Origin of the sequence: Curtobacterium sp. ODYSSEY 48 V2 (assembly GCF_023712625.1) — a bacterium.
Classification (GTDB): Bacteria; Actinomycetota; Actinomycetes; order Actinomycetales; family Microbacteriaceae; genus Curtobacterium.
Window position 1 is genome coordinate 280,633 of record NZ_JAMAXX010000001.1, and the last position, 16,754, is coordinate 297,386.

The 16,754-nt window shown below is 72.9% G+C and carries 17 protein-coding genes; 11 read left to right on the forward strand and 6 right to left on the reverse strand.

Annotated features, from left to right (window positions below):
- Positions 1-79: 79 nt before the first annotated feature.
- Positions 80-898 carry an SDR family oxidoreductase gene (locus tag M3666_RS01345; RefSeq protein WP_251154251.1) on the forward strand — a complete coding sequence of 273 codons (819 nt, stop codon included), beginning with the start codon at positions 80-82 and terminating at the stop codon, positions 896-898.
- Positions 899-996: 98 nt separating this feature from the next.
- On the opposite strand, the gene M3666_RS01350 is transcribed toward M3666_RS01345, so the two are convergent.
- Positions 997-1,728, reverse strand: coding sequence for a trypsin-like serine protease (locus tag M3666_RS01350; protein WP_251154252.1), 732 nt, complete (start codon positions 1,726-1,728; stop codon positions 997-999).
- A gap of 134 nt (positions 1,729-1,862) precedes the next feature.
- On the opposite strand from M3666_RS01350, the gene M3666_RS01355 reads away from it, so the two are divergent.
- Positions 1,863-3,401, forward strand: coding sequence for a M81 family metallopeptidase (locus M3666_RS01355; RefSeq protein ID WP_251154253.1), 1,539 nt, complete (start codon positions 1,863-1,865; stop codon positions 3,399-3,401).
- Positions 3,401-4,135: a copper homeostasis protein CutC gene (locus M3666_RS01360; protein WP_251154254.1), complete on the forward strand. Its 735-nt coding sequence runs from the start codon at positions 3,401-3,403 to the stop codon at positions 4,133-4,135. Before M3666_RS01355 ends, M3666_RS01360 begins: the two co-directional genes overlap by 1 nt.
- Before the next feature lie 24 nt (positions 4,136-4,159).
- Here M3666_RS01360 and M3666_RS01365 read toward each other — a convergent pair whose 3' ends face one another.
- Positions 4,160-4,894: a Fic family protein gene (locus M3666_RS01365; protein WP_251154255.1), complete on the reverse strand. Its 735-nt coding sequence runs from the start codon at positions 4,892-4,894 to the stop codon at positions 4,160-4,162.
- Positions 4,895-5,433: 539 nt separating this feature from the next.
- On the reverse strand, positions 5,434-6,060 hold the full coding sequence (locus M3666_RS01370) for a metal ABC transporter ATP-binding protein (RefSeq protein WP_251154256.1): 627 nt from the start codon (positions 6,058-6,060) through the stop codon (positions 5,434-5,436).
- 50 nt (positions 6,061-6,110) lie between these two features.
- Between M3666_RS01370 and aztB the strand changes: the two genes are divergently transcribed.
- The 4 genes from aztB to M3666_RS01390 are packed head-to-tail and all read left to right on the forward strand — an operon-like array spanning position 6,111 to position 10,319.
- Entirely contained in the window at positions 6,111-7,010 is a 900-nt protein-coding gene (aztB, locus tag M3666_RS01375) for a zinc ABC transporter permease AztB (RefSeq protein ID WP_251154257.1), read from the forward strand.
- Entirely contained in the window at positions 7,007-8,206 is a 1,200-nt protein-coding gene (locus M3666_RS01380; protein WP_251154258.1) for an ABC transporter, read from the forward strand. Before aztB ends, M3666_RS01380 begins: the two co-directional genes overlap by 4 nt.
- A complete protein-coding gene (locus tag M3666_RS01385) occupies positions 8,203-9,108 on the forward strand; it encodes a metal ABC transporter solute-binding protein, Zn/Mn family (protein WP_374109563.1) in 906 nt (301 codons plus the stop codon). Before M3666_RS01380 ends, M3666_RS01385 begins: the two co-directional genes overlap by 4 nt.
- 26 nt (positions 9,109-9,134) lie before the next feature.
- Entirely contained in the window at positions 9,135-10,319 is a 1,185-nt protein-coding gene (locus M3666_RS01390; protein WP_251154259.1) for a hypothetical protein, read from the forward strand.
- A 79-nt stretch (positions 10,320-10,398) separates the two neighbouring features.
- Here M3666_RS01390 and M3666_RS01395 read toward each other — a convergent pair whose 3' ends face one another.
- Entirely contained in the window at positions 10,399-11,013 is a 615-nt protein-coding gene (locus M3666_RS01395) for a GNAT family N-acetyltransferase (RefSeq protein ID WP_251154260.1), read from the reverse strand.
- A 78-nt stretch (positions 11,014-11,091) separates the two neighbouring features.
- Here M3666_RS01395 and M3666_RS01400 point away from each other — a divergent pair, with 78 nt between their 5' ends.
- Entirely contained in the window at positions 11,092-11,700 is a 609-nt protein-coding gene (locus M3666_RS01400) for a TetR/AcrR family transcriptional regulator (protein WP_066651542.1), read from the forward strand.
- Between the two features lie 35 nt (positions 11,701-11,735).
- Here the strand turns inward: M3666_RS01400 and M3666_RS01405 are convergent, their stop codons facing one another.
- Entirely contained in the window at positions 11,736-11,996 is a 261-nt protein-coding gene (locus M3666_RS01405; RefSeq protein ID WP_066651540.1) for a hypothetical protein, read from the reverse strand.
- 120 nt (positions 11,997-12,116) lie between these two features.
- Complete coding sequence (locus M3666_RS01410; protein WP_251154261.1) at positions 12,117-12,971, reverse strand: helix-turn-helix transcriptional regulator; 855 nt, start codon at positions 12,969-12,971, stop codon at positions 12,117-12,119.
- A gap of 87 nt (positions 12,972-13,058) precedes the next feature.
- Between M3666_RS01410 and M3666_RS01415 the strand changes: the two genes are divergently transcribed.
- From M3666_RS01415 to glgX, 3 genes are all read left to right on the forward strand, one after another.
- A complete protein-coding gene (locus M3666_RS01415) occupies positions 13,059-13,841 on the forward strand; it encodes an SDR family NAD(P)-dependent oxidoreductase (RefSeq protein WP_209684528.1) in 783 nt (260 codons plus the stop codon).
- Between the two features lie 154 nt (positions 13,842-13,995).
- Entirely contained in the window at positions 13,996-14,517 is a 522-nt protein-coding gene (gene msrA, locus M3666_RS01420) for a peptide-methionine (S)-S-oxide reductase MsrA (protein WP_066651533.1), read from the forward strand.
- Between the two features lie 136 nt (positions 14,518-14,653).
- Positions 14,654-16,672 carry a glycogen debranching protein GlgX gene (glgX, locus tag M3666_RS01425; RefSeq protein WP_251154262.1) on the forward strand — a complete coding sequence of 673 codons (2,019 nt, stop codon included), beginning with the start codon at positions 14,654-14,656 and terminating at the stop codon, positions 16,670-16,672.
- The last annotated feature ends 82 nt before the right edge of the window (positions 16,673-16,754 follow it).

Sequence of the window (16,754 nt, forward strand, 5' to 3'; positions counted from 1 at the left end):
TCACCCGGGCACACAGGTCGCGCCCGGGCGACGGGCGTTGCCTGCTCGCGGTCACCCGATCAGCAACTGGAGGCAGCGAATGGCCAAGACCTGGTTCATCACCGGAGCGTCGAAGGGCTTCGGCCGCGAGTGGGCGGAAGCCGCACTGGAGCGCGGGGACTCCGTCGCCGGCACCGCGCGGAACACCGACGACGTGCAGGCACTCGTCGAGCAGTACCCGGACACCTTCCTGGCGATCCGGCTCGACGTCACCGACAAGGCCGCCGACACCGCTGCGGTGCAGCAGGCTGCGGAGCACTTCGGCCGGCTCGACGTGGTCGTGAACAACGCGGGCTTCGGCCACTTCGGCATGGTCGAGGAGCTCACCGAGGACGAGGTCCGCGCGCAGCTCGAGACGAACTTCTTCGGCGCGCTCTGGGTCACGCAGGCGGCGCTGCCGATCATGCGCGAGCAGGGCTCGGGCCACATCGTGCAGGTCTCGAGCATCGGCGGCATCAGCGCGTTCCCGACGGTCGGCGCGTACCACGCGTCGAAGTGGGCGCTCGAGGGCCTGTCCCAGTCACTGTCGCAGGAGGTCTCGGGGTTCGGCATCTCCGTCACCCTCGTCGAGCCGGGCGGCTTCTCGACCGACTGGTCCGGTCCGTCCTCGAAGCACAGCGAGGAGCTCGACGCCTACGCGGACGTCCGCGAGGCCGCCTCGAAGCGTCCGTCCGCATCGGACCCGGGCAAGCCCGAGGCGACCCGCTCGGCGATCCTCAAGGTCGTCGACGCCGAGCAGCCGCCGCTGCGGGTCTTCTTCGGCAAGGCGCCGCTCGGCATCGCCGAGCAGGACTACGAGTCGCGGCTCGCGACGTGGCGCGAGTGGCAGCCGGTCGCCGAGGAGGCGCACGGCGCCTGAGGCCCACGTCGCCGACGTCGCCGACGTCACCACGTGTCGGACGGGAGGCTCCCCACCAGCTGGTGGGGAGCCTCCCGTCCGTCGGTGGGTCGCGTCGGTCAGACGCCCGCCGTCGACCGGATCCACGAGGACGACTGCGACAGCAGTGCGTAGTTCGACCCGGCCGTCGTGTCCGCACCGGGGTCGGCGCTGTCGCCGGTGGAGCACACCGCGACGACCTTGCCGTTGACCAGGAGCGGGCCGCCGGAGTCGCCGTGGTTCGATGCGCCGGTGACGCCGGTGACGTGCTGCGCCTTGCCGCTGTAGGCGTCGCGCGTCGCACCCGTGAGCGACACGGTCGCCTGGTACAGCGCGTCCGACTGCTGCGCGTTCGCCCGCAGGCCGTAGCCCTGGATCACGCCGGTCCCGCTCGACTTCGCCGCGGCGGTCAGGTCGAGGGGGGCGTAGGTCGACAGCGCGTAGGTGCTGCGCAGGTGCACGAGCGCGATGTCCCCGGCCGGCGCGGCGCTGACGCGGTCGATCGCGACGGCGGTGCCGCGGTTCGTGGTGGAGTTCGAGTGGTAGACGTTCATCGCGCCGATGCCGTCGATGCAGTGGCGGGCGGTGACGATCCACGAGGCGTTGATCTGCTCGCCGGTGCAGTTGCTGACGTACCCGGACGGGATGGTGCCGCCGGACGCCTCGAGCTGGACGGCCCAGGTGGTGGTGGGTGCCTTCTCGCCGCCGACGACCTCGGTGCCCGCGGGCAGCGCGGAGGCGGGGGTGGCGGCGAACACGCCGCCGGCGACGACGGCCACGGCGGCGAACGCCGCTGCGAGGGTGTGCTTCACGGGGACTCCTCTGTTCCTGGCTCCTGCACCGTTGCAGGATGCAACTGCGGTCATCCTGACCCTCGTCCGGGGGCCGCGCCAGTCCGCACTTCCACCGACACCGGGTCTCCGCGGCCGCTGCCTATGCTGATCCCGTGCCCGACCCCGCCGTCACCGCCGCCGCTCCGGACGCACGTCGCCCGGTGATCGCGATCGCGGGACTCGCGATCGAGACCTCGACCTTCACGCCCACCCGGACGCTCGCGCCCGCCTTCCACCCGGACCGCGGTGACGAGGTCGTGGCGCGGTACCCGTTCCTGGCGTCGTACGCCGACGCGGCCGAGTTCCGCGGAGCGCTCATCGGTCACGCGCTGCCCGGCGGGGTCGTCGCCCGGCCGGCCTACGAGGAACTCGCCGACGAGATCGTCGCGCGCCTGACGGAGATCGGGCCGGTCGACGGCCTCTGGTACGACATCCACGGCGCGATGGTGGTCGAGGGACTCGACGACGCCGAGACCGACCTGCTCGGCCGCATCCGCGCGGTCGTCGGGCCGGACGTCATCGTGTCGGCATCGATGGACCTGCACGGCAACGTCACACGGGAGCTCGCGCACCAGGTGGACCTCGTCACCTGCTACCGGACGGCCCCGCACGAGGACACCCTCGAGACGAAGGAGCGCGCGGTCCGGAACCTGGTCGACGTGCTCACCACCAGGCCGGTCGGAGGACGGCGCCCGGTGAAGGCGTGGATCCCGATCCCGGTGCTGCTGCCCGGCGAGCAGACGTCGACCCGCATCGAGCCCGCGGCGTCGATCTACGGGCAGGTGCCGGAGGTCGAGCAGGAGGACGGCGTCCTCGACGCGGCGATCTGGGTCGGGTACGCCTGGGCCGACCAGCCCCGCGACCGTGCCGTCACCGTCGTCACCGGGTGGGACCGCGACGTCGTGGCCGCGGGCGCCGAGCGCCTGGCCCGAGCGTTCTGGGACGCCCGCGAGGACTTCGTGTTCGTGGCACCGACGGGCTCCTTCGACGAGTGCCTCGCCGCCGCCCTCGCACCCGGGACCGCGCGTCCGTTCTTCGTGTCGGACTCCGGTGACAACCCGACCGCCGGCGGTTCCGGTGACATGACCTGGGGTCTCACGCAGGTGCTCGCACACCCGGCCTTCGCCACCCCTGACGGCCCCACCGTCATCTACGCGAGCGTCCCCGGCCCGGCCGCCGTCGCCGAGGCGGTCGCGGCCGGGGTCGGTGCGACCGTGACGGTGACGGCGGGCGCCGAGGTCGACGACGTGCACGCGGGGCCGATCACGATGACCGGCCGGGTGCACGCGGTCGAGCACGGCGACCGGGACGCCGAGACCGAGGTCGTGCTGCAGGTCGGCAGCGTCTTCGCGATCCTGACGACGCTCCGCAAGCCGTACCACCACGAGCACGACTTCACCGATCTCGACCTCGACCCGCGTCGGGCCGACGTCGTCGTCGTGAAGATCGGCTACCTCGAGCCGGAACTCTTCGACATGGCGGCCGACTGGATGCTGGCGCTCACTCCGGGAGGGGTCGACCAGGACCTGCTCCGCCTCGGGCACCACCGGATCGAGCGGCCGCTGTTCCCCTACGATCGGGAGTTCGCGACGCCGCCGGACCTGTCCGCGCGCATCGTGCCGCCGTCGAACGAACCCCTCGGAGCCGCCTGATGACCGTCGCCCTCGAGATCGCCGTGACGTCGCCCGCCGGGGCCCTGGTCGCCCGTGACGGGGGCGCCGACCGGGTCGAGCTCTGCATCGGCCTGGAGCTGGGCGGCCTGACGCCCTCGCAGGCCCTGGTCGAGGCCACGCACGAGACCGGGATCCCGGCGCACGCCCTGGTGCGCTGCCGCCCCGGGGGCTTCACGTACGACGACGACGAGCTCGCGCTCATGGAGCGGGAGGTCCGCACGGTCCTGCGCTCGGGAGCGGCCGGGGTGGTGGTCGGTGCCCTGCGCCCGGACCGGACCCTCGACGAGGACGCCCTCCGCCGCTTCGTGGCCGCCACCCGCTCGGTCTCCGCGCACGCCGAGGTCACCCTGCACCGCGCGGTCGACCACGCCGCCGACCCGGTCGCGACGGTCGCGCGGCTCGCCGACCTCGGCGTCACGCGGGTGCTGACCTCCGGCGGCGCCGCGAGCGCTCCGGCGGGAGCGACGACGATCGCGCGCATGGTCGACGCCGCCGGGCCCGTGCAGGTGATGGCGGGGGCCGGGGTCCACGCGCGGGACATCGGAGCACTGGTCGCGACCGGGGTCGCCGCGGTGCACCTCTCCGCCAAGCGGTCGGTCGCGGGCGGTCACGACGGCGTCCCGATGGGCAGCGGCGACGACGGTTCCGGCCACACCGTCACGGACGCGGCGGTGGTGGCAGCAGCGCGAAGTGCCCTCGATCAGTCGGCCTGACCCGATCGGACCCGCCGTGCGGCGTCAGCCTCGCTTCCCCGCTCGCGCTGCGAAGGCGTCCAGTGCCTGCAGGACCTCGTCGTTCCGGTAGAGCACGCCGTGGCGGTACTCGTTCTTCGACACCAGGACGCCGGCCTCCACCAGCTTCTGGATGTGCGGGTAGGCGTTCCGCGGCTCGACACCCATCTCCGCGGCCAGCACCGTGGCGTTGAGCACCGGCTGTCGCACGACGATGTCCATCGCGGTCCAGACGCCCGAGTCACGACGCGCCGTGACCCGCTCGGTCCAACCGCGCCTGATCCTCTCGATGTCGCCGACCAGTCGGCGCGCGTTGGCCACAGCGACGAAGACCGCGTCGCAGACCGCACGCACGATCGGCGCGATGTCTCCGCTCCGGTACGCCGTGAGCGCTGCGACGTAGCCGTCCGTGTCGGTGAGCAAGCCCGCGGACACCGGGACGGTCACGTTCTGCGTGAGCTCGTTGGAACGGAGCATCGCCTGCAGCAGCGCCCGCCCGGTCCGGCCGTTCCCGTCCGTGAAGGGGTGGATCGTCTCGAACTGCGCGTGGGCAACGGCGACCTGCGCCAGTCTCGGGACATCGACTCGTCGCGCGAACCCCATCACGTCGTCGACCAGCGCCGGCACACGCTGCCACGCCGGAGCCACGAAGTCCGCGCCCACCGGGCTCCTGCCGCTCGTTCCGACCCAGACAGCCTCCTGCCGGAAGCGGCCCGCCTCGTGGTGCGGATCGTCTGCCATGAGGACACGGTGCATCGCGAGGACGGTGTCCGTGGTCAGCGCGTCCGACAACTCGACCGCGGTGCGCATCGCACGGGTGTTCGAGACGATCTCCTGAGCGTTGCGTTTCCCCCGGTGCGCCGAGCTCTGCAGTGAACACCTGGCGCGCACTGGCCGTCAGGTGCTCGATCTGCGACGACGCTGCAGCCTCGGAGCGCAGGAGCAGCGAGGAGAACGGCGCCACGCGAGCACCCAGCTCACCGTCGAACCGGGCGAGCGCTGTGGCTGCTTCATCGACCAGGACTGCAAGTGCATCGTCCAGGACGAGCGGGAGTGCCGCGATCATCGGCGGGACGGCCGCTCGGTACCGTTCAGAGAGCGCAGCACGGCGCGCCGCGCGGACGCCGACCTCGGCGTACCGGCTCGTCCACTCCAGCTCCTCGTGACCGAGTGCAGGCCAGGTCGTCATGCGCAGCCCTCCGTACGGACGTCAGAACACCACGGGCAATTCTTCTGAGATCGCCCATCATCTCAGAAGATCCGGCGGGGATCTTCTGAGATCACGCCAGGGCCACGACCCGGCCCGCAGCGGCGATCGCGACCGGGTCGTGCGCCGCGTGGACGACGACGACACCCGCGGCGGCCTCCGCGGCGAGCGCCGCCGTCACGAGGGCCGCCGACCCGGCGTCGACGCCCGCCGTCGGCTCGTCGACGAGCAGGACCGGCGCGCGCTGCGCGAGACCGAGGGCGACGAGCGTGCGCTGCCGCTGCCCGCCGGACAGCTCGTCGAGCGGCCGGTCGGCGAGGTCGGTGATGCCCATCCGGTCCAGCTGCGCGTCGACGACCGCGTGGTCCGCCCGTCCGAGCGGTCGCCACCAGGGCCGTGCCCGCCAGCGCCCCATCGCGACGGTCGACCGCACGGTCAGCGGGAGCGCGGACGGCGGGACCGCCTGGGTCACGTACGCCACTCCGCCGGACGGGAGGCCCGACACGGCCCCGCCGACGGGCGTCACCACTCCGGCGAGCGCGTCGAGCAGCGTCGACTTGCCGGATCCGTTGGGTCCGGTGAGCGCCGTGACGACCCCGGCGGGGAACGTCGCGTCGAGACCGTCGAGCACCGTCCGGTCACCGCGTCGGACGACGAGGTGCGTGACCTCGAGGGCAGGGGGAACCGCGGTGGTGAGCACCTGAGCACGCTATCAGTATCGATAGTCGTTTTCATGTAGCGTCTCCCAGCGTGACCTGGCTGACCGACCCGTTCTCCGTCGACTTCATGCTGCGCGCCCTCGTCGGCGGCACCCTGGCGGCGGTCCTCTGCGCGGTCGTCGGCACGTGGGTGCTCGTGCGGGGCATGGCGTTCCTCGGCGAGGCACTCGCACACGGCATGCTCCCGGGCGTCGCGGTCGCCACCCTCACCGGGATCCCCGCCGTGCTCGGAGCGGCCGTGAGCGCGGGCGTGATGGTGGTCGGCGTCGGCGCACTCCGTCGTCGCGCCCGGCTGTCGTACGACACCTCGATCGGGCTGCTGTTCGTCGGCATGCTCGCCCTCGGGGTCATCATCGTGTCCTCGTCCCGGTCCTTCGCCACCGACGTCACCGCGATCCTGTTCGGCGACGTCCTCGCCGTGACCCGGACCGACATCGGTGGGCTCGCCGTCGCGGTCGCCGTCGCACTCGTCCTCGCCGCGGCGTTCCACCGGCCCTTCACCGCGGCCGCCTTCGACGTCCGGAAGGCGGCGACGCTCGGCCTCCGTCCCCGACTGGCCGAGGTCGTGCTCGTCGGGCTCGTCACGCTCGCGGTCGTCGCGTCCTACCGCGCGGTCGGGACGCTCCTGGTCGTCGGGCTCCTGCTCGCGCCCGCCGCCGCGGCCCGGGCCTGGACCCGGCAGGTCGGGTCGACCATGCTCCTCGCCGCGGTGATCGGCAGCGCCGCCGTCACCACCGGCCTGCTCGTCTCCTGGCACGCGGGGACCGCCGCCGGCGCGAGCATCGCGGCGGTCGCCGTCGCGGGCGTCGCCGTCTCCCGCGGCCTCGCCGCCCTGCTGCCGCACCGGGGGCGGCGGACGACCACGACCACACCAGCACCAGCACCAGCACCAGCACCAGCACCAGCACCAGCACCACGAGAGGGAGCATGACGAACCCCACCACCACCACGACCCGCCGCGTCGCGGCGCGACGCATGACCACCGCAGCGGTGGCCGCCGGACTCGCGCTCGGCCTGACCGCCTGCTCGACCGGAGGCACCGCCGGACCGGCCGCCGACGACGCGACCGGCACGGCGAAGCCCCACGGCTACGTCGAGGGCGCGAGCGAGGCGCAGGAGCCGCAGGTGCGCCTCCTGGCCGTGTCCGCCGCCGGCGAGACGGCGGTGCACGACCTGCTGAGCGGCGAGACCACGGCGCTCGACGACGTCGAGGCGCCTGAGCACTCCGCGACCGACGGACGGTTCCTCGTCAGCAGCACCGAGGACCGCACCACGATCGTCGACGGCGGTTCGTGGACCGTCGACCACGGCGACCACACGCACTACTACGCGGCCGAACCGCGCGTGGTGGGCTCGATCGACGGCGGCGGGCCCGTCGAGGTGCACTCGTCGGAGACGATGACGACCATCACCTGGCCGGAGCGCGGCGAGGGCGTCGTCCTCGACCGGGCCGCACTCGGACAGGGTGACGTCGAGGAGACGGTCCGGATCGACGCGACCGTCCTGCTGCCGTTCGGCGAGCAGCTGGTCGCGGGCACCGACGACGGCGTCCGGGTGCTCGACGCCGACGGCGAGCCGAGCGGCGCCGAGGCCGCGTGCACCGACCCCGCGGGCGGCATCGTCACCCGGGCCGGCGCCGTGGTCGGCTGCTCGGACGGGGCGGTCGTCCTCGGCGAGGACGGCGAGACCACCACCGTCGCGCTGCCCGACGGGGCCGCACGCCCGACGGAGTTCTCCGCCCGCGCGGGTCGACCGACGGTCGCCGGGCTCGCCGGCGACCGGGGCGCGTGGCTGCTCGACAGCCGCGAGGGCACCTGGCGACTCGTCGAGACCGAACGGCCCCTCCGCGCCGTGACGGCCGTCGACGACGAGGACGAGCACGTCGTCGGCGTGGACGACCAGGGTCGAGTCGTGGTGATCGCGGCGACGACGGGCACGGTCGCCACCACCGAACCGCTGCTCGACCCGGGCGAGCAGCCGCTCCTGCAGCTCGACGCCCAGCGCGCCTACGTCGCCGACGCCTCCGGGCAGCAGGTGCACGAGATCGACTTCGCGGACGGTGCACGCCTCGCGCGGTCGATCGACCTGGCCGCGGCGCCCGTCGCGTTCGCCGAGGTCGGACTGTGACCCGCCGGTTCCGCGCCAGCGCCGCGCTGGCCGTGGCCGCCGGACTGGTCGCGGTGACGGCGGGGTGCTCCTCCGCCGGGTCGGACCGCCCGGTCGTCGCGGTGACGACGAACATCCTCGGCGACGTCGTCACCGAGGTGGTCGGGGACGCCGCCGAGGTGATGGTCCTCATGCCGGCGGGTGCCGACCCGCACTCGTTCGAGGTCTCCGCGCAGGAGGCCGCCCGGCTCCGGAGCGCCGACCTCGTCGTCGAGAACGGGCTCGGGCTCGAGGAGGGCGTCGCCCGGCACGTGGAGGCCGCCGCCTCCGACGGTGTCCCGGTGTTCACGGCCGGCGAGCACGTCGACGCGCTCGAGTGGACGACGGAGGACGACAGCGGCCCCGATCCGCACCTCTGGACCGACCCCGCACGCATGGTCGACGTCGTCGAGGCCCTCGACGACGCCCTGCGGGACGCGGGCGTCGAGCCGAGCGGGACCGACGCGTACCTCGACGAGCTGGCCACGCTCGACACGGACATGTCCGACGCGTTCGCAGGCATCCCGGAGGACCGACGGGCACTCGTGACGAACCACCACGTGTTCGGGTACCTGGCGGACCGGTACGACTTCCGGGTCGTCGGCGCCGTCATCCCGAGCGGGACCACCCTGGCATCGCCGAGCGCGGCGGACCTGCGCGACCTCGCGTCGGCGATCGACGAGGCGGGCGTCCCGACGATCTTCGCCGACCTCTCGCAGCCCGCACGGCTGGCCGAGGTGCTGGCGGACGAGGTGGACGTGCACGTGGAGATCCGTCCGCTCGCCTCCGAGTCGCTGACCGAGGACGGTGTCGCCTCGACCTACCTCGGGATGATGCGGTCGAACACGGCGGCGATCGTCGACGGCCTGTCGATTTCTAATTGAGAATGAGAATCAGTACAGTGAACGGCATGACAACTCTGCGCACCACGCTCGCGCCCGCAGCCCTGCTCGGCGCCGCGGCCCTCGTCCTCACCGGCTGCTCGACGGGCCCCGCCGACGCGGAGGCCGAGGGTACCCGCACCACGGAGGCCGCATCCGCCGAGGGCGACCGCATCGTCCTCACCTACGACGGCGGCCTGCTCACCCTCGACCAGGACCTGCGGGTCGTCGCCGACGACAGCATCGACGGCTTCACCCGCGTGAACCCCGCCGGGGACGGCCGCCACGTGCTCGTCACCGTGCCCGAGGGCTTCCGGGTCCTCGACACCGCCGCAGACCCGGCCCTGACCGACGCCGTCTTCCCGGCCGACACCGGCGGCCACGCGGTCGTGCACGGCGAGAAGACCGCGCTCTTCGCGGACGGCAGCGGTGACGTCACGGTGTTCGACCACGACGACCTCGACGGCGCCACGCTGCCCGAGGTGGAGACCACGGAGTCCGAGGCGGCACACCACGGCGTCGCGATCGTGCTCGAGGACGGCACGCTCCTCAGCACGATCGGCACCGAGGAGGAGCGCACCGGCGTCCGCGCCCTCGACGAGGACGGCACCGAGCTCGCCCGCTCGGAGGCGTGCCCGAACGTGCACGGCGAGGGAGCGGTGCAGGGCGAGGTCGCGGTCTTCGGCTGCACCGACGGCGCCCTCGTCTACCAGGACGGCGCCTTCGCGAAGATCGACGCCCCGACCGAGTACGGCCGCACCGGCAACCTGTTCACCACCGAGGACTCGTCCGTGGCCGTCGGTGACTACAACGACGACCCGGACAGCGAGGGCTACCTGCTCGACCAGGTCGCACTCATCGACGCCGCGTCGGGCGAGTACCGCGTGGCCGACATGCCCGAGGGTGTGGGCTTCACCTTCCGCGACATCGCGCGTGGTCCCGGTGACGAAGCCGTGATCCTCGGCTCCGACGGCGCCCTGCACACCTTCGACGAGCAGACGGGCGAGCCGATCGACACGTTCGACGTCATCGACGCCTGGGAGGGTCCGACCGAGTGGCAGGACGCCCACCCCGCACTGAAGGTCGCGGGTGACGTCGCGTACGTGACCGACCCGACCGAGCGGAAGATCCACGCGGTGGACCTCACCACCGGGGAGGTCGTCGCGTCGAGCGACGAGCTGCCGGGCGTCCCCAACGAGATCGCGGTCGCCTGACGGCCGACGTCACCACCCGACGGACGGGAGGCGCGGTACCGGCTGGCACCGCGCCTCCCGTCCGTCCGTCGGTCGCGGCTCAACCGACCGCGGGTCGCCACATCGAGACCGGAGCGGCCGCCCGGAAGCCGGTGATCGGCGCACCGTCCCCGAAGCCGTGGCGACGGTAGAGCCGGCGGTTCTGCGGCGTCGAGGACTCGAGGTACGCGTGCTGCGCGAGGGCGTCGACCCGGCGCAGCGCGTGGTCGAGCAGGAGCCCGCCGACCCCCTGACCTCGGGCCGCGGCAGCGACACCGATCTCGGCGAGGTACCAGTGCGGCGCATCGGGGCGGGCGCGGTCCATCCGTCGGAGGTGCCGCAGCGCGCGGAGGGCACCGCCGGTCCCGAGGACCCGGAGGAGTGCCGGGACCTGCCGGACGAACGCCAGCGTGCCGCCGACGTGCGGCCGAGGCGCCTGCCAGAACGCGGCGCCGAGCAGCCGGCCCTCGTCGACCGCGACGTCGAGCGCCCGGGCGCGTTCGGGGACGGCCCGGACGAGCGCGGCGAAGAGGGCGCCGAGCACGACGACCCGGTCCTCGCCCGGACGCGGCGGTCGGACCTCACCGAGGACGGGGTCGGCAGCGAAGGCCTCGGCGAGCACGGCCGCGGCGGCGGGCACCTCGGACGGGGATGCGGGACGGACGGTGATCGACACGGGGACTCCTCCACTTTCGGCCATTTGGCCAGATCAGCTTGCCGACCACTCCTGCGGACGCCCCGTACGCTTCCTGTGATGACACAGGACCAGCAGACGCGGTCGTACCGCCCCCGAGGGGAACGGCGTGACGAGCTCCTCGACGCGGCTGCCCTCGTCGTGCGCGACCACGGGGTGACCGGCCTCACCACGCGGGCGGTCGCCGAGCGTGCCGGCGTGGCGCACGGAGTGGTGCACTACGTCTTCGGCGCGCGGTGGAACCTGGTGGTCGCGCTCCTCGAACGCCAGGCACGGGACGTCCTCCCCCGCGTGCTCGCCGCTGCCGATGCGCGGCACGACCTCGCCGACGCGATCGATGCCGGAGTGGCCGCGTACCTGGACCTGGTGCGCCGGGAGCCCGAACGCTTCCGCCTCCTCGAGGCCGTCAGCGGCACCGCCCTCGACGGTGACGACGCACTCGTCGCCGCCGAGCGAGCCCTCTGGCGCGACGGGGTGGCGGCCGGCATCACCCGCTGGACCGCGCGGCACGGAGTCGAGCTCGCCGAACCGACCGCGGTGGCGGCGGAGGCGGTGCTCGCCCTGGTCGACGGCCTCGGGCGCGCGGCGTGGGGCGACCCGGACGGCACGTCGACCGATCGCGCACGCGCGGTGCTCGTCCGCGGCCTGGCGCACGCGCTCACCCGCTGAGCACCGGCGGGCCGGGTGGACGAACTCGCTCGCGATCAGCGCCAGGTCCGCGCGACCACCCAGCCGTCGCCCTCGGGGACGATGTCGACGACGACGGCGTCCCCCTCGGCGCTGACCTGGAAGCGCCACCCCACCGTGCGCTCCGGCGCGTGGGTCATCGCCGACGGCAGGAACTCCGCCGTCGCGGTCAGTCGCGTCGGACTGTCGCTCACCCGCCAGCGTCGGTCCCGCCACACCATCCGGTCCGGCACCCCGCGCTCCCACCACACCGTGGCGACCTCGTGCGTCAACATCATCCCGACCTCCCGATTCGAACGTGTGTTCGAATGGTAGGCGATCGCAGGACGACACGCACGTGCGGGGTCGACGGGTGCGCACCGCGTCCACCGACGTCGTCACCGCCGGCCCGTCGTGGCTCAGCCGCGCTCGGCAGTCTGCGTGGCGAGCATCCCGAGGAGCGCGAGGGCATCGGCGTCAGCGGATCCCGGCGCCGCGGTGTAGAGCACGAGGAACTGGTCGCCGTCGACGAGCGCGAGGCTGTCGCAGTCGACCGTGACCGGCCCGACCGACGGGTGGTGGAAGGTCTTCGTGAGCACCGGAGCCGGCTGCACGTCGTGTCGTGACCAGAGCCGCGCGAACTCCGCGTTCCCCGTCCGGAGCTCGTCGACGAGCGCGACCACCTCCACGTCCGTCGGGTGCTGCGCGAGCGTCGTCCGCAGCTGCATCACCACCTGGTGCCGGAACTCGGCGCCGTCGGAGATGCCGTACGGCGGCTCGGACGCCCCGCCCGTCCCGCCGACGGGGAAGGCCTGCCGGGCGAGGTTGCGGCCCCGACGGTCCCGCAGGGCGAAGTCCTCCAGGAGCGCGGCGGCCAGGGGGTTCCACGCGAGGACCTCGAAGTCGGCGGCGAGCACGATCGCTGCGGTCAGCGGCAGACGGTCGACGACCGCCAGGATGCTCGGCCGCACCTGACGCCGGATGCTCGCAGTCCGGGTCCGCGCGGTCCCGGCGAGCAGGTGGAGGTGGTCGGACTCGGCGTCGGTGAGGCGCAGCGTCCCCGCGATGCCGGCCAGCACCTCGGCGGAGGGCCGAGGGGCTCGTGCCTGCTCGAGCCGGACGTAGTACTCGGTGGAGATGTGGGCGAGGACCGCGACCTCCTCGCGGCGCAGCCCGGGTGTGCGCCGGCGGGTCCCCGACGGGAGCCCGACGTCCTCCGGCCGCAACCGCTCGCGCCGTGCGCGGAGGAACGCGGCCAGCTCCTGCTTGTCCATGTCCCGATCCTCCCCCCGCGGGCACGTCGCCGTCCTGGTACCGGGTGTACCTGGCTGCGCGGCCACCGCGGGACGGACGCTGACGGCATGAACGATCACACCACCACCCGTCCGAACGGCCTGCTCACCGGCAAGGTCGTGTTCGTCTCCGGCGCCAGCCGCGGCATCGGTGCCGCCGCCGCCCGGCTCTTCGCCGACGAGGGCGCCGCAGTCGTCCTCGCCGCGCGGAGCACCGGGTCCCTCGAGACCGTCGTCTCCGGGATCCGCGACGCCGGCGGCACCGCGGACGCCGTCGCGCTCGACCTCGCCGACCCGGCGAGCATCCGGGCCGCCGTCGACCGGGTCGACGAGCTGCACGGGCGACTCGACGGCGCCTTCAACAACGGAGCCGCGATCCAGCAGCCCGGCCCGCTGGACGCCACGAGCGACGAGGACATCGACACCCAGTTCGCGGTCAACTTCCGGGGCCACTGGGTCGCGATGACCGCCGAGGCCGCCCTGATGCGCCGCTCCGGCGGCGGGGCGATCGTGAACACGTCGAGCATCGGCAGCCGCCGGGCCAACCCCGCACTGCCGGCCTACGGGGCGATGAAGCGCGCCCTGAACAGCATCACCGAGACGGCAGCCGTGACGTGGGCGCCCGAGGGCATCCGGGTCAACGGCATCACCCCGGGTGGCACCGCGACGGACATGATCGCCGCGTGGGAGGCGGCGACCCCGGGGATCACGGAGCAGATCGACGCCTCGGTACCGCTCGGCAGGATGGCCCGCCCCGAGGAGGTCGCCGAGGTGGCGGCCTGGCTGCTCAGCGACCGGGCCTCGATGGTGACCGGAGCGAGCATCCCGGTGGACGGCGGCGCCGGGGCCTGACGCACCCGCGGTGGCGCCCGGCTGGACGTGGGCCGTCCGTGCACCGACGACCGGGGCGCACGATGGACCACGACCCGGGAACACGCGCCCGGGGTCGCCGGTTGCACCCGGTGATGCCGCAGCCAGCGGCAACGACGACGCCCAGGAGGCCAGCATGACCACGACCGAGACCGCCATCCTCGCCGGCGGGTGTTTCTGGGGAGCGCAGCAGCTCCTCCGCCGCCGACCCGGCGTCATCAGCACGCGCGTCGGCTACTCCGGCGGCGACACCCCGAACGCCACGTACCGGAACCACGGCGACCACGCCGAGGCCGTCGAGATCGTCTTCGACCCGTCGCAGATCTCCTACCGCGACCTGCTCGAGTTCTTCTTCCAGATCCACGACCCGTCCACGAAGGACCGGCAGGGCAACGACGTGGGTCGCAGCTACCGTTCGGCGATCTACTTCACGAACGACGAGCAGCGCCAGGTCGCACTCGACACCATCGCGGACGTCGACGCCTCCGGCATCTGGCCGGGCAAGGTCGTCACCGAGGTCGAGCCCGCTGGCGACTTCTGGGAGGCCGAGGAGGAGCACCAGGACTACCTCGAGAAGTACCCCGCCGGGTACACCTGCCACTTCGTGCGCCCGGGCTGGAAGCTCCCGCACCGCGACGAGGCGACCGCCACGGTCTGACGTGACGTCGTGACGACGTGACGGTCTGGAGGCGCGGTGCCAGCTGGCACCGCGCCTCCCGTCCGTCGTCGGTCCGGCATGTCCGGGGTACGTCACCGACCCGAGGACACAGTCGCCGACCACTACAAGTGGGAGCATGACCACTTCCTCCCGCACCCCGCTCGGCGTCACGCTCGTCGACGGGGGCGCCAACGTCGCGCTCTTCTCCAGCACCGCCGAGCGGGTCGAGTTCTGCCGCTTCGACGAGGACGGCACCGAGCACCGCACCGAGCTCCGCAACCGCACCGGCTACACGTTCCACGACGTCGTGCCGGACGTGACCGTCGGCACCCGCTACGGCTTCCGCGTGCACGGCGCCTGGGACCCGGCGAACGGCCTGCGCCACAACGCCGCGAAGCTCCTGCTCGACCCCTACGCGACCGCCGTCGACGGCTCGTACGAGTGGGGCCAGGCCCTCTTCGGCCACGACTTGGAGGACCCCGAGCAGATCGACGAGACCGACTCGGCGAGCGCCATGCCGAAGTCCGTCGTCGCGGACCGCGAGTTCGACTGGGACGGCGACACGCTGCTCCACACCCCGTACCGCGACACCGTCGTCTACGAGGTGCACGTCAAGGGCTTCACCAAGCAGCACCCGGACGTGCCCGAGGAGATCCGCGGCACGTACGCGGGCCTGGCGCACCCGGCCGCGATCAAGCACCTGACCGACCTGGGCGTCACGGCCGTCGAACTGCTGCCGACGCACCAGTTCGTGCAGGACTCGACCCTGGCCGACAAGGGCCTCCGCAACTACTGGGGCTACAACAGCATCGGCTTCTTCGCCCCGCACGACGAGTACTCGTCCTCGGGCACGGCGGGCCAGCAGGTCACCGAGTTCAAGGAGATGGTCAAGGCCCTGCACGCCGCGGGGCTCGAGGTCATCATGGACGTCGTCTACAACCACACCGCCGAGGGCAACCACATGGGCCCGACGCTGTCCTTCAAGGGCATCGACAACCAGTCGTACTACCGCTTGGTCGAGGGTGACGAGGCGAACTACTTCGACACGACCGGCACGGGGAACTCGCTCAACGTGTCGCACCCGTCCGCACTCGGGCTCATCACGGACTCGCTCCGCTACTGGGTCGAGGAGATGCACGTCGACGGCTTCCGCTTCGACCTCGCGACGACGCTCACCCGCCAGGACGGCGAGGCCGAGAAGCACTCCGCGTTCCTCGACATCATCCACCAGGACCCGGTGCTCCGCGAGGTGAAGATGATCGCCGAGCCGTGGGACACCGCCGGCTACCAGGTGGGCGGGTTCCCGGCCGACTGGTCGGAGTGGAACGGCAAGTACCGCGACGACCTCCGCGCGTTCTGGCGCGGCGACGAGGGCACGCTCGGCGACGCCGTGCAGCGCACGCTCGGCTCCCCCGACGTGTACGAGGGCTCCCGTCGCTCCCCGCTCTGCTCGGTGAACTTCGTCACCGCGCACGACGGCTTCACGCTGGCCGACCTGACGATGTACGCCGAGAAGCACAACGAGGCCAACGGCGAGGACAACAACGACGGCGAGAGCAACAACACGTCCTTCAACGGCGGCATCGAGGGCCCCACCGACGACGGCGCGGTGAACGACTACCGCGACCGCCAGCGTCGGAACTTCCTCGGCACGCTCATGCTCTCCGCGGGCATCCCGATGATGCTCGGTGGCGACGAGATCGCCCGCTCGCAGGGCGGCAACAACAACGCGTACTGCCAGGACGACGAGATCTCGTGGTTCGACTGGGAGGCCGCCGACCAGGACCTGCTCGCCTTCACGACCGCGGCGATCGCGTTCCGCAAGCAGCACGAGGCGCTCCGCCCGCTCTGGTACCGCACGGCCCCCGGCGACTCGGAGTCGACGGTGCAGGTGCTCCGCGCGGACGCGCAGGGCTTCGAGGACGGCGACTGGGCCGACGCGGGCAACCGCGCGGTGATCCTGGTGCTGCAGCAGGGCGACGACACCGTCGCGGTGCTGCTGAACGCCTCGGGGACGACCGTCGAGTTCACGCTGCCCGAGAAGCCGGGCGGCGGCACGTGGTCGCTCGGCCTGTCGAGCGACCACGACCAGGCCGTCGAGGGCGACGCGACGACGCTGCTCGTGCGCGACGCGTCGTTCACCGCACTGGTCTAGTCCCCGGACGCACGGACACGAGGACGGGAGGCGCGGTGCCAGCTGGCACCGCGCCTCCCGTCCGTCGTGTGATCGCCTCGGC